At 60.0% G+C, this 25,481-nt stretch carries 7 protein-coding genes; 4 read left to right on the top strand and 3 right to left on the bottom strand.

Annotated features, from left to right (window positions below; all coding sequences use genetic code 11):
• Nucleotides 1-82 precede the first annotated feature (82 nt).
• Nucleotides 83-1,522: an aldehyde dehydrogenase gene (gene aldA, locus ACOQH0_RS10895; RefSeq protein WP_421512242.1), complete on the top strand. Its 1,440-nt coding sequence runs from the start codon at nt 83-85 to the stop codon at nt 1,520-1,522.
• 38 nt (nt 1,523-1,560) lie between these two features.
• Here aldA and gap read toward each other — a convergent pair whose 3' ends face one another.
• Complete coding sequence (gap, locus tag ACOQH0_RS10900) at nt 1,561-2,562, bottom strand: type I glyceraldehyde-3-phosphate dehydrogenase (RefSeq protein WP_420984399.1); 1,002 nt, start codon at nt 2,560-2,562, stop codon at nt 1,561-1,563.
• A gap of 189 nt (nt 2,563-2,751) precedes the next feature.
• Between gap and cybB the strand changes: the two genes are divergently transcribed.
• Nucleotides 2,752-3,282, top strand: coding sequence for a cytochrome b561 (gene cybB, locus ACOQH0_RS10905; protein WP_010430913.1), 531 nt, complete (start codon nt 2,752-2,754; stop codon nt 3,280-3,282).
• 92 nt (nt 3,283-3,374) lie between these two features.
• Here the strand turns inward: cybB and ACOQH0_RS10910 are convergent, their stop codons facing one another.
• Both ACOQH0_RS10910 and ACOQH0_RS10915 read right to left on the bottom strand, forming a co-directional pair.
• Nucleotides 3,375-4,442 (bottom strand): oxidoreductase, encoded by a 1,068-nt coding sequence (locus ACOQH0_RS10910; RefSeq protein WP_421512243.1) that lies wholly within the window; start codon nt 4,440-4,442, stop codon nt 3,375-3,377.
• Between the two features lie 13 nt (nt 4,443-4,455).
• The gene (locus tag ACOQH0_RS10915) at nt 4,456-5,199 is read right to left on the bottom strand and encodes a DeoR/GlpR family DNA-binding transcription regulator (protein WP_421512244.1); all 744 of its coding nucleotides are present in this window, start codon (nt 5,197-5,199) and stop codon (nt 4,456-4,458) included.
• 738 nt (nt 5,200-5,937) lie between these two features.
• Here ACOQH0_RS10915 and ACOQH0_RS10920 point away from each other — a divergent pair.
• A complete protein-coding gene (locus tag ACOQH0_RS10920; RefSeq protein ID WP_421512245.1) occupies nt 5,938-7,275 on the top strand; it encodes a TolC family outer membrane protein in 1,338 nt (445 codons plus the stop codon).
• Nucleotides 7,276-7,396: 121 nt separating this feature from the next.
• Nucleotides 7,397-25,402: an Ig-like domain-containing protein gene (locus tag ACOQH0_RS10925; protein ID WP_421512246.1), complete on the top strand. Its 18,006-nt coding sequence runs from the start codon at nt 7,397-7,399 to the stop codon at nt 25,400-25,402.
• Nucleotides 25,403-25,481: the final 79 nt, after the last annotated feature.

The raw sequence follows: 25,481 nt of genomic DNA on the forward strand, positions 1-25,481 counted from the left end.
TAGAGTAGGCAATCGCCCCTGAAATTATAGTTTTTAACAATGCGTTTACTTGTTAAAAACAGTGTAATTACAGGAGCAGGTCATGACGGTACCCGTACAACATCCTATGTATATTGATGGACAGTTTGTTGCCTGGCAGGGTGATGCCTGGATTGATGTGATCAACCCGGCCACAGAAGAGGTCATTTCCCGTATTCCCGATGGTCGTGCTGAAGATGCGCGCAAAGCCATCGACGCCGCCGAGCGTGCCCAGCCTGACTGGGAAGCTTTACCCGCCATCGAACGCGCCGGCTGGCTGCGCAAAATCTCTGCCGGGATCCGCGAACGCGTCAGTGAAATCAGCGCGCTGATTGTCGCCGAGGGCGGCAAAATCCAGCAACTGGCAGAAGTTGAAGTGAACTTTACCGCAGACTACATCGACTATATGGCCGAATGGGCGCGCCGCTACGAAGGCGAAATCGTCCAGAGCGACCGTCCGGGAGAGAATATCCTGGTCTTTAAACGCGCCCTGGGCGTGACCACCGGGATTTTGCCGTGGAACTTTCCGTTCTTCCTGATTGCCCGCAAGCTCGCTCCGGCACTGATTACCGGCAATACCATTGTGATAAAACCGAGCGAGTTCACGCCGAATAACGCCATCGCGTTCGCCAAAATCGTCGATGCGATCGGCCTGCCTAAAGGGGTCTTCAACCTGGTTCTGGGGCGCGGGGAAACCGTGGGCCAGGAGCTGGCGGGCAACCCGAAGGTGGCGATGGTCAGCATGACCGGCAGCGTCGGGGCGGGTGAAAAGATCATGGCCGCCGCGGCGAAAAACATCACCAAAGTGGCGCTGGAGCTGGGGGGGAAAGCGCCTGCTATCGTGATGGACGATGCGGATTTGGAACTGGCGGTGAAAGCGATAGTGGATTCCCGCGTGATCAACACCGGGCAGGTCTGCAACTGCGCCGAACGCGTCTACGTGCAAAAAGGCATTTACGACCGTTTCGTCAACCGTCTGGGCGAGGCGATGAAGGCCGTGCAGTTTGGTAACCCGGGCGAGCGCACTGATATTGCGATGGGGCCGTTGATTAATGCCGCCGCGTTTGAGCGCGTGGAGCAGAAGGTGGCACGGGCCGTGCAGGAGGGGGCGAGAGTGGTGCTCGGCGGTAAAGCGGTTGAAGGCAAAGGGTATTACTATCCACCAACCCTGTTGCTGGACGTGCGTCAGGAGATGACAATCATGCACGAAGAGACCTTTGGCCCGGTGTTGCCCGTCGTGGCGTTTGACACGCTGGAAGAGGCGCTGAAGATGGCCAACGACAGCGACTACGGGTTGACCTCTTCTCTTTATACGCAGGATTTGAATGTCGCCATGAAGGCCATCAAGGGGCTCAAATTTGGTGAAACCTACATCAACCGTGAGAACTTTGAAGCGATGCAGGGCTTCCATGCTGGCTGGCGCAAGTCAGGGATCGGTGGGGCAGACGGTAAGCATGGTCTGAATGAATATCTGCAAACGCAGGTGGTCTACCTGCAGTCTTAATCTGAACATCCCCTCTCCGGCGAGAGGGGATAGTAACGTTACAGCGAGGCGTATTTATCCAGCGTACGCACCAGCTGCGTCACGAAGCCATACTCGTTGTCGTACCAGGCAACGGCTTTCACCAGCTGCAGATTGCCAGCCTCGCTGACCTCCGTTTGCGTGGCGTCAAACACCGAACCATAGTGCGAGCCGATGACATCCGACGACACAATCTCTTCGTCGGTATAGCCGAAGGATTTATTGCCCTGGGTCGCTTTTTTCAACGCGGCATTGATCTCCTCAACGGTCACTTTCTTGCCCAGAATCGCCACCAGCTCGGTCACCGAACCCGTTTTCACCGGCACGCGCTGGGCGTGGCCCTTCAGCTTGCCGCTGAGTGCCGGGATCACCAGACCAATGGCTTTTGCGGCACCCGTAGTGTGGGGAATGATGTTCTCTGCCGCCGCGCGCGAGGCACGAAGATCTTTCCCGCGTGGGCCATCCACCAGCGCTTGCGTACCGGTATAGGCGTGAATGGTGGTCATGGTACCGACTTTTATTTCAAAGGCGTCGTGCAGGGCTTTTGCCAGCGGGGCGAGGCAGTTGGTGGTGCAGGAGGCGACGGAGATGATGGTATCACTGGCGTCAATGGTGTCGTCGTTCACGTTAAACACAATGGTTTTCATCTCTCCCGCAGGCGCGGAGATCAGCACTTTTTTGGCACCCGCGTCCAGATGCGCTCTGGATTTCTCTTCAGAGGTATAAAAACCGGTGCATTCCACGACGATATCCACGCCTGCCGTTTTCCACGGAATATGTTTGGCCTCTTTTTCGGCGTATACCGCGATTGTTTTGCCATCCACAATCAGCGCGTCTTCGGTGAAATCCACGCTCCACGGGAAGCCACCGTAGTTTGAGTCATGTCTGAGCAGATAGGCCAGCACTTTGGGCGAGGTGAGGTCGTTGATGGCGACGACGGTGTTGCTGTCCTGGGTTTCAAGAAGGCGACGAAGTACAAGGCGTCCGATGCGTCCAAATCCGTTAATGCCAATTTTACTCATGGTGTTCTCCTGTAAACGTGTCGATGCGACAGTTTGAACTCATCCAGGCTTAGACCATGACGGGCAGGGCGGCAATTGAAGATGCTTCATGCGCGGGGAAGTATTTGAAAATCCATACAGAAAACTTAATGAATTTTTAAGGAAAGCGGATTATGTTGGCGCTGTATTTGTCATTCATCAGGAAATCACATGCGCACTAAATATACAGGCCTGCAAATCGGTATTCACTGGCTGGTGTTTCTGTTAGTTATCGTGGCTTACTGCGCCATGGAATTCAGGGGCTTTTTTCCGCGTACCGATCGCCCACTGATTAACATGATTCACGTCTCCTGTGGGATCTCCATTCTCGTGCTGATGGTGGCGCGCCTGCTTATTCGTCTTAAATACCCGGCGCCGCCCATTCAGCCTAAGCCGAAACCGATGATCACCGGCATGTCGCATCTGGGGCATCTGATCGTTTACCTGCTGTTCATTGCGTTGCCGCTGATCGGTATCGTGATGATGTACAACCGCGGGAATGACTGGTTCGCCTTTGGCATGACGATGCCGCATGCGGCGGAAGGGAATTTTGACCTGGTAGACGCGCTGAAGGCGTGGCACGTCACGCTGGCCAACCTGGGGTATTTCGTGATTGGCCTGCACGCGGCGGCGGCGCTGATGCATCACTATTTCTGGAAAGATAATACGCTGCTGCGCATGATGCCTAAAAAACGCCTGTAGCCAGCTTATTGCCCGGCGGCGCTACGCTTGCACGGGCCTACAAACAGCGCTGTATCGTAGGCCGGGTAAGCGGAGCGCCACCCGGCTTGTTTTTAACGCAGCAGAGACCGCTCTTCAGCTGTCAATTCCAGCGTCTGGGTTGACCCTGTTTCAGATGACCTCACCGCCGCTTCCAGCACCGCCATCACCGCCAGCGCTTCAACCGGATGAACAGGGTTCCCGATTGTGCCCGTCAGCGCATCACGCACGTTAATGTAATACTGACGCTGATCGCCTTTCGGCGTTTCCAGGCGCGTCGCGTCTCCGGCGGCATCAAACAGCACCATATCGTCGCTGTCTTCGCCCCAGCTTTCGCTGCCCGGAATAACACCCGCCAGCAGCTGTGCTTCCTGCTGATCGATACGTGCCTTCACCACGCTGGCTTTATCGCCGTGAACGGTAAAGCGTGACGTACCGCCAGCCACCAGCATGCTGGCGTGCAGAATCACCTTATGTTCAGGGTAATTCAGGACCACCTGCGCCCAGTCGTTAATTTCAGCGCCGTCGCGCAGGGTGGCGATATTGCCCTGAACCGACTGTGGCAGCCCGAAAAGCTGCAGCGTCTGGTCGATCAGATGCGGTCCAAGGTCAAACCACAGGCCGCTGCCCGGAACGTTTTGCTCTCTCCAGCGCACGCGCACTTCTGGGCGGAAGCGGTCAATGTGTGACTCAAACAGTTTCACCTTGCCGAGGCGGCCTTCCTCAATCACCTGCTTGATGCCGATGAAATCGCTGTCCCAGCGGCGGTTGTGGAAGACGGAGAGCAGACGCCGTTTCTTATCCGCCAGGGCAATGAGCTCGCGGGCTTCCTGCATGTCGAGAGTGAATGGCTTATCCACCACTACGTGCTTGCCAGCGTTGAGGGCAAGCGCTGCCAGCGGCGCGTGGGTGGCATTAGGGGAGGCAATCACCACCAGATCGACATCCGGGTGTTGAATGGCTTCTTCCGGGGTAGCGACCACCAGTACGTTCGGCAGATCGCGTTTCACTTTCTCTTCATCACGGGAAGAGACGACCGCAAGCGTTAACCCTTCGATGGACTGGATCAGCGGGGCGTGGAACGTCTTACCCACAAATCCATACCCGATCAGCGCAATATTAATTGTCTTAGCTTTATTCATGACCTTCTCCACGTTATTCCGCGCAAACCGTGACCTGCAATGCGCCGGTATCCCCAAGCTCAGCCCAGGGCCTGTCTATAAACAGTTGATGAATTTCGCTTACCCCGGCGACCAGCCAGGGTTCACAGTGGTTTAATTTCATATGGTCCGCGACGATCCAGTGCTCATGGCTTGCCGTGAGCATCGCCCGCTTAACGTCCGCATCCGCTTCTTTGCTCGCGCTTAAGCCAAGCTGCGCGTGGATAGCACACGCCCCGAGAATGGCGATATCCGCGCGATAGCGGGACAGCAGGGACAGGGTGGCGCTTCCGGCGAACAGGCGCTGCTTTTGGTCCCACTGTCCGCCGAGCAGGATCAGCTCGATATCGTCCCGGTCACTGAAATGTTGGGCGATATCCAGTGAGGTGGTGATCACTTTCAGTGGGCCCTGAAGGAAAGTGGCGACGGCCATCACCGTGCTTCCGGCATCGAGAAACAGCGTGGAACCGGTCGGCACGCGCTGCGCCACCGCTTTACCGAGCCGCTGTTTTGTTTCAGGCAGTAAGGTATTTCTGCCCTGGCGATTCATGCCGGAGAGATCGAGCGCAATCGCACCGCCGTGGTTCTTTTGTGCCAGACCCTGTTTTTCCAGGTCGGTCAGGTCCCGACGGATGGTATCTGCGGAAACCTGCAGTTTCTCAGCAAGCTCGGTAATGCTGGCCTGGCCTTGCTCGATGATGAGATCGAGCACGTATTTCTGTCGGGCGGTTTTATGCATGGCGGGGTAATCCTGCAAAATGTCGCAATAAATCGCATAATACAGCATTTCTGAGCGGAGGGAAGAGAACGTGTAGCCGAAAACAGGAAGAAAACCTGATAGTTTATATGCGTAACTATTGAAATTTTATTAAGCAAATATCATCAAGGCGTTTGGAATAGTGACCACGATGTTATCGTTATGTTCTATTTAACTGTTTGGGCGATATAACCAATACATAACCATTAATTGGCATTAAATTCCGTTTATATGAAATTAATCAGATTTTTACTTTGATAATGGCTTTGCGTGTGGATTTAAATAGTGAATGAGCTCGGCTGATTACCTAAATTGACACTTCTTTGAAAATCTTTGTGTCTGAGTCGTAAGGAAATTAACGCAAAAATGTACATAAACGAAATTAGGAATTTTCTTTAAATAACAGTGGGTTTTTATGTTTCATTTGAAAGGCTACTTTTCGCATTTTGTCCAGAACCTGCATGTTTTTTCTTATTTGTAACACCACATTAACATTGTGGGTGTAGTTGCCTATAACGCATTTTGTTATGCTCCAGACCAGTAAAAAAATAAGTAAATTCTTATACGAAATAAGAAGAAACAATCTCATCTCCAATGGAAATGGATGCGGGGGAGTTTTGCCTGAAATTCAGAGAGGAAGTTAAAGAAGATATTTGTCTAATTATCTATACCTCCTTTTGGGTAATTGCTTAAGTATCACTCAGAGTCAGGGAGATAAAAATGACGGTATTGCCAAAGAACGTTTCACTCAAATTTACACCGACAATCGTATTAATTACGCTCGCAATGAATATGGCGTACGCCAATAGTGGCCAAACGCAGATGGCCCCGGTGGCGGCGATAACCTTAAAAGAAAGCATTTTATTTGCTATCGATCGCGATCCGTCTATTAGCCAGCAGGCCGCACAATTAGGTATTGGTCAGGCACAAATAGATGAGGCACGCAGCGGCTGGATGCCGCAAATATCGCTAAACGGCAGTACGGGGCATAGCCAGACCACCGACTCAAGCGGATCACTGAAGAATTCTGCGGCCTGGGGAGTGAGCCTGACGCAGCTGTTGTACGATTTTGGCAAGACGAATAACAGCATCAGCCAGTCCTCAGCCCAGCGCGATAGCTACCGCTACCAGCTGATGAGCACGCTCTCTGACGTGGCGGAGAAGACGGCGCTCGGCTACGTGGAGGTTAAACGCTATTCCGATCTCTTACAGGCTGCCAAAGACAACGTACAGGCGCTCAAAAACGTTGAGCAGTTGGCGAAACTGCGTGCGGATGCAGGCGTGAGTTCCACCTCCGATGAACTCCAGACCCGCACGCGCATTGCCGGTATGCAGGCGACCGTGGCGCAGTATAACGCCGCCTTAAACAGCGCCCGCGCAAGGCTCGCGGTGCTCACAGGTCTGCAGGCTGAGACCTATTCGCCTGTCCCTGCGAACCTTGCCGTTGAGCCGGATTCCCTCAACCGCATTGATTATTCGTTGATACCGACGGTGTTGGCCGCGCAGAACATGGAGCGCTCGGCCCAGTATGGCGTTGAAACAGCAAAATCGCAGCACTGGCCAACCCTGAGCCTGAAGGGAGGACGTACGCGCTATGAGTCTGACAACCGTTCTTACTGGGACGACCAAATCCAGCTCAATATAGACGCACCGCTTTATCAGGGCGGCGCGGTTTCCGCACGCGTGCGTCAGGCTGAAGGGGCGCGTGCTATGTCCTCCTCTCAGGTCGACCAGGCACGCTTTGATGTCCTGCAAAAAGCCTCCGTCGCGCAGGCTGACTGGACCGGCGCCCGGGGAAGAATGGAGGCCGGGAAACAGCAGCTGGAAAATGCCCTGCGCGCCCGCGATGTCTATAAAAATGAATATACCCTGAGCAAGCGGAGCATTAACGATTTGCTCAGCGTTGAACAGGATGTCTGGGCCGCCACCTCCGCAAAAATAATGGCTGAATATGACGGCTGGAGTTCGGCGATTAACTACGCTTCTGCGGTTGATAATTTGATGCCGCTTATCGGAATAGAGAAAAACGCTGCCGCAAAATTACCCGATTTGAGTTAAAAAAAGACGCGCCTTTCTGCGCGAAATAAGTCTGACAATAATGGGTGTTTTTTCCCAGGGATAGCTACATCCGTCTGGTGGACATATCCACAGGAATCCGTACACCTGCAAGGAGAAGAATATGAGTAACGTAAAAGTTGTTGATGTCATCATTCGCAAAACGGCGGAGAAAACGAAATTAACCGGCGAAGGAAATCTGTCGGTATCCATTTCATCGCCGAGCGTGATTGAAATCCAGGGTTCTGCTCAGGATGTGGTGCGTTATGTCCGCCAGGGGAAAGACCTCCTGATTTATATGAAAGATGGCAGCGTGATCCGCTGCAATAACTATTTTGTCGAAGATCCAGAAACGCATAATCAGTCAGAGCTGGTATTCAACGATAATCAGGAACTGACGCATATTTCTTTTGCCGATGCCGGGGAAGCGTCAGGCATGGCCGCGACGGAATTAACCGCGCAGGCCGCACCCATTAGCAGCATTGAGCCTTTCCTGGAGCAGGAAAGCGTATTAAGCGATGCGCCGTGGGGCTGGATTGCGGGCGCGGCGTTAGGCGGCGGTGCCATTGGGGCGCTGCTGGCTCACGGCGGTGACGGCGAAACAAAAACGAAAGTTATTGATAATACCAAAGAGGTTGAGAGCGCCACGCCGACCTTTTTGCTGACGGATAACGCGGGTGACAAGCAGGGCGTGCTGAGTGCAAAAGAGATCACGGACGACAACACCCCAACCTTCAGCGGTACCGGGCAGCCGGGCGCGACCATTCAGATTAAAGACAGCGGCGGCAGCACCATCGCCAGCGCCATGGTCGCGAAGGACGGCACCTGGACGGTAAAACTCCCGACACAGACCGACGGGGAGCACACCTGGTCGGTCGTACAGATCGACGGCAGCAAAACCACCTCTGCGGGCAGCATCACCGTAACCGTCTCAACGGCCGAGGCCGCCGTGACGCTCGCCACCACGGCGGGCGATAACGTGATCAACGCCAGCGAACAGTCCGCGGGCTTCACGCTTTCCGGGGCCAGCAAAAACCTGGCGCAGGGAACATCGCTGACCGTCACGCTGAACGGAAAAACCTATACCGCAGAAGTCGGGGCAAACGGCGCGTGGAGTGTGAAGGTGCCTGCCGCAGACGCGCAGGCGCTGGGCGACGGCACCTGGACGGTCAATGTGAGCGGCAAAGACGCAGCGGGTAATATCGTGAGCGGCAGTCAGACGATTGGCGTCGATACCGTTGCGCCTGCGCTCTCCGTGAATGCAATTGCGCAGGACAATATCATTAACGCCGCTGAACATAATCAGCCGCTGACGATTAGCGGTAAAACCGATGCGGAAGCGGGCCAGATTGTGACGGTCACGCTGAACGGTAAAAATCACACGGCGACCGTGGGCAGCGACGGCACCTGGTCCGTCACGCTTCCTGCAAGTGAAGTGCAGGCGATGGCTAACGGCGGGCACACCCTGACGGTCAACGTCAGCGACAAAGCGGGTAACGGTTCTTCCACCACCGCCGATTTCACGGTTGATACCGCCGCTCCGGTTGTGACAATCAACACCGTCGCGGGTGACGACATTCTGAACACCAGCGAGCAGGGCCAGGCGCAGATCGTTTCCGGGAAGGCGAGCGGCGCGGCGGCAGGCGACGTGGTGACCGTGACCGTTGGCGGACAGACCTTCACCGGTGTGGTGCTTGCCGACGGCAGCTGGAGCGTCGGCGTGCCTGCCTCCGTCATCGGCGCGCTCGGTGAGGGCAGCCACACGATTTCTGTCTCCGTCACTGATGCTGCGGGCAACACCGGCAGCGCGACGCACGGCGTGACGCTGAGCGGCAACCCGCCAGAATTCACGATTGACGCCATCAGCCAGAATAACGTTCTGAACGCGCAGGAGGCCATGCAGCCCCTGAGCCTGAGCGGCACCAGCAACCTGCCGAACGGCAGCGCCATCACCGTCACGTTAAACAACGTTAACTATCAGGCCACGGTTGAAAACGGTATCTGGACGGTTCAGGTGCCGGTTTCTGACGTGCTGAATCTGGCGAACACCCTTTATACCGTGAGCGTCAGCGGCACCGACAGCGCGGGTAACAGCGGCTCTGCCGAGGCGAATCTGCTGGTGGACACCGTGCTGCCGCAGGTCATTATCAATACGTTTGCGGGCGACAACCTGGTCAATCACGCCGAAGCGGGCGTCGATCAAACCCTCAGCGGACGCGTTACCGGCGCGGCGGCAGGCGATACCGTCTCTGTCACCGTCGGCGGCAAGAGCTACACCGCAACGGTTGGCAGCGATCTGACCTGGAGCGTGAAAATCCCGTCAGCGGATCTTCAGGCGTTCGGCGACGGCGATTTGACCTTCAGCGCCTCCGTCACCAACGCGCACGGCAATACCGGCACCGGCGAGCGTGATATCAATATCAACGCGGAGCTGCCGGGCCTGCGCGTGAACACCATTTCCGGCGATGACGTGATCAACGCCATTGAACAGCAGCAGGATCTGAGCGTCACCGGCTCCAGCACCCATCTGGCCGCGGGGACGCAGATTGTCGTCACCATTAACAGCGTTGAGTACGTCACCGCGGTTAACGCCAGCGGCAACTGGCAGATCGGCGTTCCGGCGGCGGACCTGCAGGCCTGGACGGCGGGCGGCATGACGGTTAGCGTCAGCGCGGTAGATGCCTGGGGCAATACCGTTGCGGCTGAACACCCGATTGAACTCGATCTGAACGCCGTGGCGGTCACCATTGATACCGTCTCCGGCGACGACCTGCTGAACGCGGCGGAAAAAGGCGCGGACTTAACTCTTTCCGGCCAGACGCAGGGTGTGGAAGCAGGGCAGACCGTGGTGGTGAAATTCGCCGACCAGACCTTTACCGCGCAGGTGCAGCAGGACGGTTCCTGGAGCCTGAGCGTTCCGGCCAGCGCCATGGAAACCCTGATCGACGGACGCGCGCAGGTGAGCGTCAGCGTCACTAACGTTAGCGGCAACAGCGCGGACGCCGCGCGCGTGGTCACGGTGGATACGCAGCCACCGGCCATTACGCTCGATAACCTGACCGACGACAACATCATCAATGCGGCTGAAGCGCAGCAGGATTTAGCCTTAAGCGGTACCAGCACTGCGGAAGCGGGCCAAACGGTCACCGTGACGCTGAACGGCAAAACGTATCAGACCACGGTTCAGGCGGACGGTACGTGGCAGCTGAGCGTGCCTGCGGCTGACGTGGGTGCCCTGACGGATGGCATCGTTACCGTGACCGCAACCGTGAGCGACGTGGCGGGCAACAGCAGCAGCGCCGATCGCGTGGGACTGGTGGACGCCACCGTACCGCAGGTGACCATTAACGACTTTGTCACCGACACCAATACCGTTAACCAGCTCGCCCATTCACAGGCGCAGATCCTGAGCGGCTCCGTCACCGGTGCGGCAGCGGGCGATCGGGTGACCGTCACCATTAACAGCATCGATTACACCACGGTGGTGGATGCGGCGGGGAACTGGAGCCTTGGCCTGCCCGCGTCTGTCGTGCAGGGGCTGACGGACGGCAACTGGACCATCGACGTCTCCGTGACCGACCGATCCGGCAATACCGGAAGCAGTTCACTGGATGTGGTGGTGAATACCGTGACGCCTGTTATCACCATCAGCACGCTGGCGGCGGACGACGTGATTAACGCGACCGAGAAGGGCGAAGATCTGCTGCTCTCCGGCACCAGCAATCAGCCGGAAGGAACACGCGTCACCGTTAACCTGAACGGCATCAATTACACCGCCACTACTGACGCCAGCGGTAACTGGAGCGTGACCGTACCGGTCTCGGCCGTTAGCGCGCTGGGAGAAGCCCATTACACCGTGACGGCGAGCGTAACGGATAACGTAGGCAACAGCGCCTCAACCTCACACGATGTGCTGGTGGACACCTCGCTGCCGGTGGTGACGATCGACACGCTGGCGGGCGACAATATCGTTAACGCAGCGGAAGTGGCGGCAGGGCAAACCCTGACCGGTAAGGTGACGAACGCGGCACCAGGTGACACTGTCACTATTATCCTTGGCGGCCAGACGTACACCGCTACCGTGCAGGACGATCTCACCTGGAGCCTGCCGTTAACCGAAAGCCAGTTAACCGCGCTCGGCAACGGCGATCTCACCGTATCCGCCAGCGTGACCAACGCGCACGGCAATACCGGCTCCTCTTCTCTCGACTTCAACATCGACGCCCAGCTCCCGGGACTGCGGATTGATACCGTCGCAGGTGACGACGTGATAAACGTGATTGAACACGCGCAGAACCTGATTGTGTCTGGTACCAGCAGCGATCTGGCGGCGGGCAGCACCGTGACCGTGACCATCAACGGCAAAGCCTATTCGGCAACGGTACTGGCGGACGGCACCTGGCAGGCGGCGGTACCGGCGGCCGATGTGTCCCAGTGGTCGGACGGTTCGCTGGATATCAAGGCAAGCGCGCAGGATGCCTCCGGCAACCCGGTGGCTATCGGGACCGTCGTGGACGTCGATCTCGCGCCTGTCGCCATCACCATCAGCAGTGTGACCGACGATAACGTGCTCAACGCGGCGGAAAAAGGCCAGGACCTGGTGCTTTCCGGCACCACGTCCAACGTTGAAGCGGGTCAGACCGTGACCATCACCTTCGCGGGTAAAACCTATACCACGACGGTGGATACCAACGGCGACTGGACCTGGACCGTACCGTCAGCTGATTTGAGCGGCCTGAAAGACGGCGACGCCAGCGTGCAGGTCAGCGTCACCAACGTGAACGGCAACGCGGCGTCTTCGGCGCAGGAATTCAGCGTCGATACCACCGCGCCGACGGTGACCATCAACACCATCAGCCATGACAATATGCTGAACGCGGCAGAGGCGGCGCAGGATCTGACCCTGAGCGGCACCTCTACTGCCGAAGCAGGCCAGACGGTCACCGTGACCTTCAACGGCAATCAGTACACCGCACAGGTGCAGGCGGACGGCAGCTGGACGCTCGACGTTCCGGCGGCGGATATGGCAGGCATCACCGACGGCAGCGCAGCGGTAACGGTGACCGTGTCCGATAAGGCAGGCAACCCGGCCAACGCGGGCTCCTCGGTGCTGGTCGACACCACCGTACCGCAGATTTCGTTCAACATCGTTGCGGGCGACGACGTCGTGAATATTGCCGAGCACGGCCAGGCGCTGATCGTCTCCGGCAAGGTGACGGGTGCGCAGGCGGGCGACGTGATTACCCTGAGCCTGAACGGTAAAGACTACACCGCCATGCTGGATGCGTCCGGCAGCTGGAGCGTGGGCGTTCCGGCGACCGACGTGGGCGCGCTGGCAAACGGCGAGCAGACGATCTCTGCGACCCTCACCGATAAAGCCGGTAACAGCACTACCGCGACGCACGAGTTTGGCGTCTCCCTGACCGCGCCGACGATCGCCATCAATACCCTGGCGGTTGACGACGTGATCAACGCGACCGAGAAAGGCCAGGATCTGCTGGTGTCCGGCACCAGCAACCAGCCGGACGGAACCACCATTACGGTGACCCTGAACGGTATCAGCTATACGGCCACCACCGACGCCAGCGGCGGCTGGAGCGTCACCGTTCCGGCGGCAAACGTCTCTGCGCTGGGTGAAGCGAGCTATGTGGTGACGGCGAGCGTAACCGACGCCGCAGGCAACAGCGCGAGCGCCGACCACAGCGTGCTGGTCGACAGCGCGCTGCCGCAGGTCTCCATCAATCCTGTCGCCACGGACGATGTCATTAACGCCGCGGAAGTGGCTGCCGGGCAGACCCTGAGCGGCAAAGTGAGCGGCGCGGCGAGCGGTGACACTGTCACTGTTTCAGTCGGCGGCAATACCTATACCGCGACGGTTCAGGACGATCTGAGCTGGTCGGTCAACGTGCCGTCCACGGTGTTAACCGCCATCGGTAACGGCGAACTGACGGTGTCAGCCAGCGTCACCAACGGCCACGGCAACACCGGAACCGGCGAGCGCGAAATCGTTATTGACGCCAACCTGCCGGGCCTGCGCGTCGATACCGTGGCGGGCGACGATGTGATCAACAGCATTGAGCACGCGCAAAACCTGATTATTACCGGCTCCAGCGACGGGCTGGCGAGCGGCTCTGCGCTGACGGTCACCGTTAACGGCAAAACCTACGCCGCAACCGTGCTGGCGGACGGCACCTGGACGGCGGCCATTCCGGCGGCAGACGTCAGCGCGCTGAATGCGGGCACGGTCACCGTGACCGTGGAAGGCCAGAGCGCGGCGGGCAATCCGGTTTCCATCAGCCACGATGTGAAGGTGGATCTGGCGACCGTTGCTATCAGTATTAACCCGGTTGCCTCGGACGACGTAATCAACGCGGCAGAGAAAGGCGCGGACCTGGTGCTGTCCGGCTCGACCACCAATGTGGAAGAAAACCAGACCGTTACCATCACTTTCGGCGGCAAGTCGTACACCGCGACGGTCGATGCCAGCGGCAACTGGACGGCGACCGTACCGTCTGCCGATTTGGGCAGCCTGAAGGACGGCGATGCCAGCGTGCAGGTGAGCGTCACCAACGTGAACGGCAACAGCGCGTCGGCAGGCCGCGAGTACAGCGTGGACGCCACCGCGCCGACGGTATCTATTGAAATTGTCAGCGACAACAACATCATCAATGCGGCCGAAGCGCAGCAGGATCTGGTCGTTAACGGCGTGACCAACGCCGAAGCGGGCCAGACCGTCACCGTAACGCTGAACGGCGTGGACTACACCACCACCGTACAGGCGAACGGCAGCTGGAGCGTGACCGTGCCGTCCGCGGATCTGAGCGGTATTACCGACGGCAACTACACCATCAGCGCCGCCGTGTCTGATAAGGCGGGCAACCCGGCCTCTGCGGATCGCGACGTGCTGGTCGATACCACCGTCCCGCAGCTGACCATTAACACCGTTTCCGACGACGACGTGATCAACAGCGCCGAGCATGTTCAGGCCCTGATTGTTACGGGCGCCGTAACCGGCGCGGCGGCGGGCGACGTGGTCACCGTAACCCTCAACGGCAAATCCTACACCGCCACCCTGGATGCCTCCGGCAACTGGAGCGTGGGCGTGCCTGCGGCGGACGTCACCGCGCTGGCCGCCGGGGATTACACTATTACCGCGGCGCTGACCGATAAAGCGGGCAACAGCAACAGCGCCACGCACGGCGTGGAGGTGAACCTGACCGCGCCGGTGCTGACCATTGACACTGTTTCCGGTGACGATGTGATCAACAACACCGAGAAAACCCAGGATCTGACGATCTCCGGTACGGCTTCCGGCCTGGCGACAGGCGCAGTGGTGACCGTGATGCTGAACGGCAAAGCGTACAGCGCGATGGTCGACAGCAACGGGAAATGGACGACTACCGTTCCTGCAGATCAGGTCGGCGCGTTGGGTGAAGCGTTGTACACCGTTACCGCATCGGCAACGGACAGCGTCGGCAACAGCACCAGCACGTCGCACACCGTGAACGTGGAATCCGTTCTGCCGGGCGTGATTATCAACACCATTGCAGGTGACGACGTCATTAACGCAGCGGAAGTGGCCTCAGGCCAGACCATCAGCGGTAAGGTGGTGAATGCCGAAGCGGGCAACACCGTGACCGTGACCATTGGCGGTAACAGCTACACCGCAACGGTGCAGAGCGATCTCACCTGGTCCGTGAACGTGCCGGAGTCGGTGCTGAGCGCGCTGGGCAACGGCGATTTGACCGTGTCAGCCAGCGTCACCAACGGCGTGGGCAATAGCGGAACGGGCGAGCGCGAAATCGTGATAGACGCTAACCTGCCGGGCCTGCGCGTGGATACCGTGGCGGGTGACGACGTGATCAACAGCATCGAACGTACTCAAAACCTGATTATCACCGGCTCCAGCGACGGGCTGGCGGCGGGCGCGGCGCTGACCGTGACCGTCAACGGCAAAACCTATCCGGCGACCGTGCTGGCGGACGGCACCTGGAGCGCGGCGATCCCGGCGGCAGACGTGGGTGCGCTGGCCGCAGGCACGGTTACCGTGACCGTTGCGGGCCAGAGCAGCGCCGGTAACCCGGTTTCCATCAGCCACGATGTGACGGTGGATCTGGCGAGCGTTGCCATCAGCATCGACGCCGTTGCCACCGATGACGTGATTAACGCCGCCGAGAAGGGTGCGGATCTGGTGCTCTCCGGCACCACTTCGAACGTGGAAGAAAATCAAACCGTCACCATCACCTTCGGCGGCAAGAATTACACCGCCACGGTCGATGCCGACGGTAAATGGACCGCCACGGTGCCAGCGGCCGATCTGGCGGGCCTGAAGGACGGCGACGCCAGCGTGCAGGTGAGCGTCACCAACGTGAACGGCAACAGCGCCTCGGCGGGCCGCGAGTACAGCGTGGATGCGACCGCACCGTCCGTGACCATCAATACCCTGGCGAACGACGATATTCTGAATGCTGCAGAAGCCCAGTCCGATCTGACCGTGTCCGGCACCACCACCGCCGAAGCGGGCCAGACGGTGACCGTATCGCTGAACGGTAAAGACTACACCACGACCGTTGGCGCAGACGGCAGCTGGACGCTGAACGTTCCGGCGGCGGATCTGGCTGGATTAACCGACGGCAGCGTGACCGTCACCGCGTCGGTTAGCGATAAAGCGGGTAACCCGGCGTCCGTGGATCACAACCTGGCGGTAGATATCACCGCGCCTGCGGTGACCATCAACACCGTGGCGGGCGATGATGTCATTAACATCGCAGAACACGGCCAGGCGCACATCATCAGCGGTACCGCCACCGGCGCGGCAGCGGGCGATAAGGTCACCGTCACCCTCGGCGGTCAGACTTACACCACCGTGCTGGACGCGGCGGGCAACTGGAGCGTGGGGGTACCGGCGAGCGTGATTTCCGGTCTCAGCGACGGCACCGTGACCGTCACGGCGTCAGTCACCGACGCGGCGGGCAATACCGGCACCGGCAGCCATGACGTGACCGTCGACACCGGCTTGCCATCTGTCAACTTCAACGCCATCAGCGATGACAATGTCCTGAACGCGGTTGAAAAGGGTCAGGATCTGAGCGTCAGCGGCACCAGCGCCAACCTCGCGGAAGGCACCGTGGTGACCGTGACCCTGAACGGTAAAAACTACACGGCCACCACGGCGGCAGACGGCACCTGGAGCCTGACGGTTCCGGCAGCGGATCTGGCCGGTCTCGGTCAGGCCAATTACACCCTGAATGCGACCGCCACCAACGGCGTGGGCAACACCGTGAGCAACGCCGCGAACCTGCTGGTGGACACCGCGCTGCCGACCGTGACCATTAATACCGTGGCGGGCGACAACGTCATTAACGCGGCGGAAGTGGCGGCAGGCCAGACCCTGAGCGGCACCGTGGCGAATGTCGAAGCGGGCAATACCGTTACCGTCACCATTGGCGGCAACAGCTACACCGCAACGGTGCAGAGCGATCTGACCTGGTCCGTGAACGTGCCGTCTGACGTGCTGACCGCGCTGGGTAACGGCAGCCTGAGCGTGACGGCGACCGTCACCAACGGCCACGGGAATACCGGTACCGGAGAGCGCGATATTACTATCGACGCTAACCTGCCGGGACTGCGCGTGGATACCGTAGCGGGCGACAATGTCGTCAACAGCATCGAGCACAATCAGAATCTGATCGTCACCGGCTCCAGCGACGGGCTGGCATCGGGCACGACGCTGACCGTCACCGTCAACGGTAAAGACTATGCGGCGACGGTGCTGGCAGACGGCACCTGGAGCGCGGCGGTCCCGTCCACCGACGTGAGCGCGTGGCCGGAAGGCACCGTCAAAATCAACGTTACCGGCGACAGTTCTGCGGGTAACCCGATTACCATCAGCCACGATGTGACCGTCGATCTGTCTGCCGTTGCCGTCAGCATTGATGCAATTGCCACCGACGACGTGATTAACGCGGCGGAGAAGGGCGCGGATCTGGTGCTGTCCGGTGCGACCACCAACGTAGAAGCCGGGCAAGCTGTGACCATCAGCCTGAACGGCAAAATCTATACCGCGACAGTAGACGACAGCGGCAACTGGACCTATACCGTGCCGTCAGCGGATCTGGCTGGCCTGAAGGACGGCGACGCCAGCGTGCAGGTGAGCGTCACCAACGTGAACGGCAACAGCGCCTCGGCGGGCCGCGAGTACAGCGTGGATGCGACCGCGCCGTCCGTAACCATCAACACCCTGGCGGCCGACGACATTCTGAACGCCGCTGAAGCGCAGTCCGATCTGACCGTGTCCGGCACCACCACCGCCGAAGCGGGGCAGACGGTGACCGTGACGCTGAACGGCAAAGATTACACCACAACCGCAGGCGCGGACGGCAGCTGGACGCTGAGCGTTCCGGCGGCGGATCTGGCGGCACTCGGCGACGGCAGCGTGACCGTGACGGCGGGCGTCAGCGACAAGGCGGGCAACCCGGCATCGGCCGATCACAACCTGACGGTGGACGTGACCGTTCCTGCGGTAACCATCAACACCGTAGCGGGCGATGACGTGATTAACATCACTGAGCACGCTCAGGCGCACATCATCAGCGGCAGCGCTACCGGCGCGGCAGCGGGCGATAAGGTCACCGTCACCATTGGCGGCCAGACTTACACCACCCTGCTGGACGCGGCGGGCAACTGGAGCGTGGGCGTACCGGCCAGCGTGATTTCTGCTCTGCAGGACGGCACCGTGACCGTCACTGCGTCAGTCACCGACGCGGCGGGCAACACCGGCACCGGCACGCATAACGTGACCGTCGATACCGGTCTGCCGTCCGTGGCGTTCAACGCCATCAGCGGCGATAACGTGCTGAACGCGGTAGAGAAAGGTCAGGATCTGAGCGTCAGCGGCACCAGCGCCAACCTGGCGGAAGGCACCGTGGTGACCGTGACCCTTAACGGTAAAAACTACGCGGCCACGACGGCGGCGGACGGCACCTGGAGCCTGACCGTTCCGGCAGCGGATCTGGCGGGTCTGGGCGAAGCCAACTACACCCTGAACGCCGCCGCGACCAACGGCGTGGGCAACAGCGTCAGCAATACGGCGACCCTGCTGGTCGACACCGCGCTGCCGACTGTCACCATCAATACCGTGGCGGGCGATAACGTCATCAACGCGGCGGAAGTGGCCGCGGGCCAGACCATCAGCGGCAAAGTGGCGAACGCGGAAGCGGGGAATACCGTCACCGTCACCATTGGTGGTAACACGTACACCGCAACGGTGCAGAGCGATCTCACCTGGTCCGTTAGCGTGCCGGAAACGGTCCTCACCGCGCTGGGCAACGGTGAGTTGACCGTGTCGGCGACCGTCACCAACGGCCACGGCAACACCGGCGCGGGCGAGCGCGAAATCGTTATAGACGCCAGCCTGCCGGGTCTGCGCATTGATACCGTGGCGGGCGACGATGTGATTAACAGCATCGAGCATGGGCAGAACCTGATTGTCACCGGCTCCAGCGACGGGCTGGCGGCAGGCACCACGCTCACCGTGACCGTCAATGGCAAAACCTATGCGGCCTCCGTGCTGGCAGACGGCACCTGGAGCGCGGCGATCCCGGCGGCAGACGTCGGGGCCCTGGCTGCGGGCACGCTCACCGTGACCGTTGCAGGCCAGAGCGCGGCGGGCAACCCGGTGACCATCAGCCACGATGTCACCGTCGATCTGTCTGCCGTTGCCGTCAGCATCGATGCGATTGCCACCGACGACGTGATTAACGCGGCGGAGAAAGGCACGGATCTGGTGCTGTCCGGCAGCACCTCGAACGTGGAGGAAAACCAGACCGTTACCATCACCTTTGGCGGCAAGACGTACACCGCGAAAGTGGACGCCGACGGTAACTGGACGGCTACCGTACCGTCTGCAGACCTTGCGGGTCTGAAGGACGGCGATGCCAGCGTGCAGGTGAACGTCACCAACGTCAACGGCAACAGCGCCTCGGCGGGCCGCGAGTACAGCGTAGATACGACCGCGCCAGGCGTAAGCATTGATACGGTCGCTGGCGATAACGTGATTAACGGCAGCGAAGCCGCTGCGGGCGTGGCCATTTCCGGCACCACCACGGCGGAAGTCGGGCAGACCGTCACCGTGACGCTGGGCGGTAAGAGCTATACCGCGCAGGTACAGCAGGGTGGCCTCTGGAGCGTGAACGTACCGGGCACCGACCTGTCCGCACTGGCGGATAACGGCTACACCGTACAGGTTAGCGTGAGCGACGCCGCGGGTAACCCGGCCAGCGCGGGCAAAGCGATTACGCTTGATACCACGCCGCCGACCGTCAGCTTTAACGTCGTGGCGGGCGATAACGTCATCAACAGCGTGGAGCACGGTCAGGCGCAGATCGTCAGCGGCACCGCAACCGGCGCGAGCGTCGGCGATAAGCTGGTTATCACCATCGGTTCGAACCAGTACACCACCACCGTTGACGCCAGCGGCAGCTGGAGCGTGGGCGTACCGGCCAGCGTGATTTCCGCACTGACCGACGGCACCGTGACCCTCAGCGCGACCATTACCGACAGCGCGGGCAACAGCAGCACCCAGACCCACGATGTGGTGGTGAACACCGCCTCCGTGGCGCTGACGGTGAACACCGTAAGCGGTGACGACGTCATCAACGCGGCGGAAGCCGGTTCGTCACTGGTAATTAACGGCTCCAGCGCCCAGTTCGCCAGCGGCACGCAGGTTACCGTGACGCTGAACGGCAAGAGCTATACGGCCACCATCCAGAGCGACGGCAGCTGGACGACCACCGTTCCGGCCGCAGACGTGGGCGCCCTGGCCGATGGCGCGAGCTATCAGGTGTCCGTGTCGGCGCAGGACAGCGCGGGCAACAGCGCGTCGGCGACGCACGGCATCAGCGTGGATACCACCTCGCCGGTGGTAAGCATTGCCACGCTGTCCGGCGACGACGTTCTGAACGCGGCGGAAGCGCAGCAGCCGCTTACCGTACACGGCTCTTCCAGCGCGGAAGCGGGCCAGACGGTGACCGTGACGCTGGGCGGCAAAACCTACACGGCCACCGTGGCAAACGACGGTACCTGGACGCTGGACGTTCCGGCCGCCGATCTTGCCAGCCTGAGCGAAGGCGCGCTGACGGTCACCGCGTCGGTGAACGACAAGGCGGGTAATAACGGTCAAACCACGCATACCTTAACGGTAGACACCGTCGCGCCAACCGTGACCATCAGCACCGTGGCCGATGACGATATCGTCAACAACGCGGAACAGCTGGCGGGCCAGACCATTAGCGGCACCACTACGGCGGAACAGGGCCAGACGGTGACCGTCTCCTTCAACGGGCACAGCTATCAGGCGACCGTCGCGGCAGACGGTTCGTGGTCGGTCTTCGTGCCGGGCCGTGATTTCCTCGGCCTGAGCGACGGGGATTACACCATTACGGCTGCGGTGAGCGATAAGGCGGGCAACCCGGGCAGCGCAACGCACGACGTGACGCTGAACGGCGATGTCCCAACCATCACCATTAACACCTTTGCGCAGGACGATATCGTCAACGCCGCCGAGCACGGCACGCCGCTGACTGTCAGCGGCACCACCGACGCCCCGGCGGGCCAGACGGTGACCATTACGCTGAACGGTAAAACCTATACGGCTACCGTCCAGAATGACGGCACCTGGAGCTACACCTTGGGCAGCGCAGACGTGACCGCGCTGGCGGACGGCGGTTCGTACGTGATTAACGCGCAGGTCAGCAATACCATCGGCAACAGTGCCAGCGATAACCACACCGTGACCGTCGATCTGACCGCGCCGTCGATGGGGATCAGCATTGACTCACTGCAAAACGATACCGGCCTGAGCGCGAGCGATTTCATCACCAACGACAGCCACGTTGTGGTCAACGGCTCCCTGACCGCGCAGCTCGGCAATAACGAGAAGGCGCAGATCAGCCTCGACGGCGGCACCACCTGGATTGACCTGACCGTGACCGGCACCACCTGGCGCTACACCGATGGCCGCACCCTGACGGACGGTACCTACCAGTACCAGGTGCGCGTGATCGATAACGCCGGGAACGTGGGGGCAACGGACAGTCAGGACGTGGTGATTGACCTGACGAAGCCTGCGGCGACGACGATTACGGTCGATTCCATCACCCAGGATACCGGCCTGTCCGGCAGTGACTTTATCACCAGCGACAACCAGATCAGCCTGAAAGGGACGCTCGGCGCGGCGCTGGGCAGCGGCGACCACGCGCAGATCAGCCTCGACGGTGGCGTGACCTGGATCGACGTCAGCGTCAGCGGCCTGAGCTGGACGTATGTTGATGGCCGCACGCTGGCCGATGGGGATTACAACTACCAGCTACGCGTGATTGACGACGCGGGCAATATCAGCGCCACCGCCAGCCAGGTGGTGACCATTGATACGGTTGCACCTGACGCCAGCAAAACGATCGTCATCGACAGCATCAGTGACGATACCGGCCTGAGCAGCAGCGACTTTATCACTAACGATACGTCCCTGACGCTGCACGGCTCGCTCGGCGCAACGCTGGCCGACGGGGAATACGCGCAGATCAGCATCGACGGCGGCGTGACCTGGCAGAACGTCATCGTCACTGGCAACAGCTGGTACTACGTGGACGGTCGCACGCTGGGTAACCAGACCTATGACTACTACGTTCGCGTGGTGGATGCCGCCGGTAACGTAGGCGCCAGCGCCCATCAGCAGGTGACCGTCGATACGGTCGCCCCGGATGCGGCGATTACGGTGACCGTGGATAACATCACCGTGGATACCGGCTTCGACAATAACGACTTCCTGACCAGTTCGACCTCGTACACGCTGCACGGAACGCTCGGCGCAGAACTCGGCGCGGGTGAATTCGTACAGGTGAGCATGGACGGCGGCAGCACCTGGGTTTACGCCACCGTAAGCGGTACGCAGTGGAGCTACAGCGACACCCGTACCCTGACCGATGGCAGCCATAACTATCAGGTGCGGGTCGTTGACCAGGCGGGGAACGTCGGGGCCACCACCGCGCAGGCGGTGACGGTGGATACCCAGTCGCCGCAGTACGGTGTCACCATCGACAGCATCAGCGACGATACCGGCCAGTCCGGCAGTGATTTCATCACCATGGACACCACGTTGACCATCAACGGTTCGCTGGGCAGCGCGCTGGCAAGCGACGAGCGCGTACAGATCAGCCTGGACGGCGGCAATACCTGGCTCGATACCACGGTTACCAACCAGCGCTGGAGCTACACCGATACCCGCGATCTGCCTGACGGAGACTACACCTACCAGGTGCGGATTATCGACCAGGCGGGCAACGTCGGCTCCACCGCCTCTCAGGTGGTGACGGTGGACACCACGCCGCCAGCCACGGTGGGCACGGTAGTGAGCTACACCGACGGCGAAGGCGAGCGTCAGGGTACCTTTGGCAGTGCGGTAGCAACGGACGATAACTCGCCGCTGATCAACGGCACGCTTAACCGCGCACCGGACGACGGGGAAATTGTGCAGCTCTATCGTGACGGCGTCCTGCTCGGACAGGTGACAATGAACGGCAGCGCGAGCTGGTCCTTCCAGGACAACGGCCTGAGCGACGGCAACCACACCTACATCCTGCGCGTCACCGACAGGGCCGGTAACTACACGGAATCTGACGGCTTTGTGCTGAACGTTGATACCAGCATCCCGACCACCACGGCGGCGATTACCGCGCAGACCACGTCGGACACCACGCCGATTGTCAGCGGTACCGTCTCCGCTGACCTGGTGAACGGTGAATACCTGGTGGTGACGGTGAACGGAAAAACCTACACCTCCCAGACCGGCGGCGCGGTGGTGGTCGACCCGGATCACAACACCTGGTATCTGCAGATCCCGGACGGCGATGCGCTGAGCGTGTCGAGCTACAGCGTGACGGCGCAGGTGAAGAGCAGTGCGGGTAACGGCAATACCACCGGTACGGCGACAGGCAGCCTGGTGATAGATACCACCTCGGTGAATACCGACTGGGCAACCACGGCAGGGAACAGCAACAACTCCACCATGACCCTCGGCATGAACAGCAGCGGTCTGTGGAATATCATTGCTAACGGTCAGTCTTACTCCAGCAGCGATAGCTCGACCTATGCCGGAAATACGCTGACCAACACCCGCGGCTACTACGTGGTGAGCCAGACCGCCGCTGACTTCGACCGTAACGGCACGCAGGATATCTTCGCGACGGAAAATACCTACGCTGGCTCTACGCAGGTGATGTGGACCTATGATGGCAGCACCTATAACGCCAGCCAGCTGGCGATGGGGACCACCATCTGGTACGGCGGCGTCATTGCCTACGATAAAACCGGCGATGGTTATCTGGATCTGGCGTATGGCGATGCCGGCATGGACTCACTGACCTATCTGGTGAACAACAACGGCGTTCTGTCGCCGGACGGCACCGGTGGCGAAGGCGGTTTCTACGGTCAGTTCGATTCCGGGCGCGAAATCTCCGGCGTCGATCTGAACAACGACGGCACGGTAGACATTGTCCAGCACACCAACCGCAGCGGCGCGTACTCGTTAACCGTGATCAACAACAACGGCAACGGCACGCTCTCTATCGGTCAGAACCTGACGAACGTGTTTGTGGCAAACGCCTCGAATACCACCACGGCGGCCTCCATGACGTGGGCGGACTTCAACGGCGACGGCTACATGGATCTGTACCTGGGCAGCAGCTACAACAACAACGGCGGGGTGATCTACTACAACGACGGTACCGGAAAGCTCTCTGCCACCAAGAGCGCGGTGGAAGCCTCTAACGCCACGGCGGGGTACCTGTCGGTGGCGGTGGACTGGAACGGTGACGGGCAGATGGACATCGTCAAGCTCAGTACCTACGGCGGTTCGCAGACGGCGACCTTGTTCACCAACAACGGTTACGGCTCTACCTGGACCTCAAGCCAGCTTGCGTCAGGTATTGCCTACGCGACCGGCGTGGCGGCGGTGGACTACAACTGGGACGGCGCGCAGGATCTGCTGGTATCGCAGCAGAACGGCAAGGTGGTGCTGGTACAAAACAGCAAAACCATTGCTGATGGCACCGCGATGCACCTGCACATTGTCGACAGCGAGGGCATCAACGCCTACTACGGCAACACGGTCAATCTGTACAACGCCGCGGGTGTACTGGTGGCGTCGCAGATCATCAACGCCCAGTCCGGTATTGGCTCGAACGATACCTCTGCGCTGGTGAGCTTCTACGGGCTGGATCCGAATGAAACCTATTCGGCCGAGATCCTGAAGATTACCAACGGCGTGTCGGATAACGTCACCTGGGGCGGTCTGGAAGCGGGTAACGGCAAAGAGGGCTACGTTCTGACGGCCGAAGCAGCCACCGGCGGCCACAGCGGGACTATCACCGGGACCGGGTATAACGACACCTTTATCGCAGAGGACGGCACCTATACCTATAACGGCTCCGGCGGCTGGAATACCCATTCCGACTACGACACCTGGAGCAACACCGGTGGGATGGACGTGGTGGATTACCGCAATGCGACCTCCGGCGTGACCGTTGACCTGCGCCTCTCTACCGCGCAGGACACCGGGTTCGGGACGTCACGACTGCTCAACATTGAGGGAATTAACGGTTCGAACTTCGACGACGTCATTACCGGCAACAGCGGTGATAACCAGTTCGAAGGCCGCGGCGGGAACGACACCTTCAACATCGGCAGCGGCGGTCACGATACGTTGCTCTACAAGCTGATCAACGCAACGGATGCGACGGGCGGTAACGGTCACGACGTGGTGAACGGCTTTACGGTCGGCACCTGGGAAGGGACGGCGGACACGGATCGTATTGACCTGCGCGACCTGCTCTCCGGCAGCGGCTATACCGGCACCGGCTCGGCGAGCTACGTGAACGGCGTGGCCACGCTGGACAGCAGCGCGGGCAATATCAGCGATTACATCCGCGTGGTGCAGAACGGCAGCAACACCGAGATCCAGGTGGACCTCGATGGGACGGGCGGCCAGTTCTCGCCAACCGCCCTGGTGACGCTGAACGGCGTGCAGACGGATCTGGCGACGCTGCTGGCGAACCATCAGCTGTTAATTGCGTAAAACAACGCCGCGGGGAGCGATCCTCGCGGCTTTTTGCGTTTCTTTACATGAATAGCCATAACCCTATATTTCACAAGAT

This window comes from Enterobacter sp. JS8-1 (assembly GCF_049187015.1).
GTDB lineage: Bacteria > Pseudomonadota > Gammaproteobacteria > Enterobacterales > Enterobacteriaceae > Enterobacter > Enterobacter mori.

Coding starts and splice junctions, on each gene's coding strand:
- ACOQH0_RS10925 (WP_421512246.1), top strand. CDS start 7,397: ATGAGTAACGTAAAAGTTGTTGATGTCATCATTCGCAAAACGGCGGAG.
- gap (WP_420984399.1), bottom strand. CDS start 2,562: ATGAGTAAAATTGGCATTAACGGATTTGGACGCATCGGACGCCTTGTA.
- ACOQH0_RS10910 (WP_421512243.1), bottom strand. CDS start 4,442: ATGAATAAAGCTAAGACAATTAATATTGCGCTGATCGGGTATGGATTT.
- ACOQH0_RS10920 (WP_421512245.1), top strand. CDS start 5,938: ATGACGGTATTGCCAAAGAACGTTTCACTCAAATTTACACCGACAATC.
- ACOQH0_RS10915 (WP_421512244.1), bottom strand. CDS start 5,199: ATGCATAAAACCGCCCGACAGAAATACGTGCTCGATCTCATCATCGAG.
- cybB (WP_010430913.1), top strand. CDS start 2,752: ATGCGCACTAAATATACAGGCCTGCAAATCGGTATTCACTGGCTGGTG.
- aldA (WP_421512242.1), top strand. CDS start 83: ATGACGGTACCCGTACAACATCCTATGTATATTGATGGACAGTTTGTT.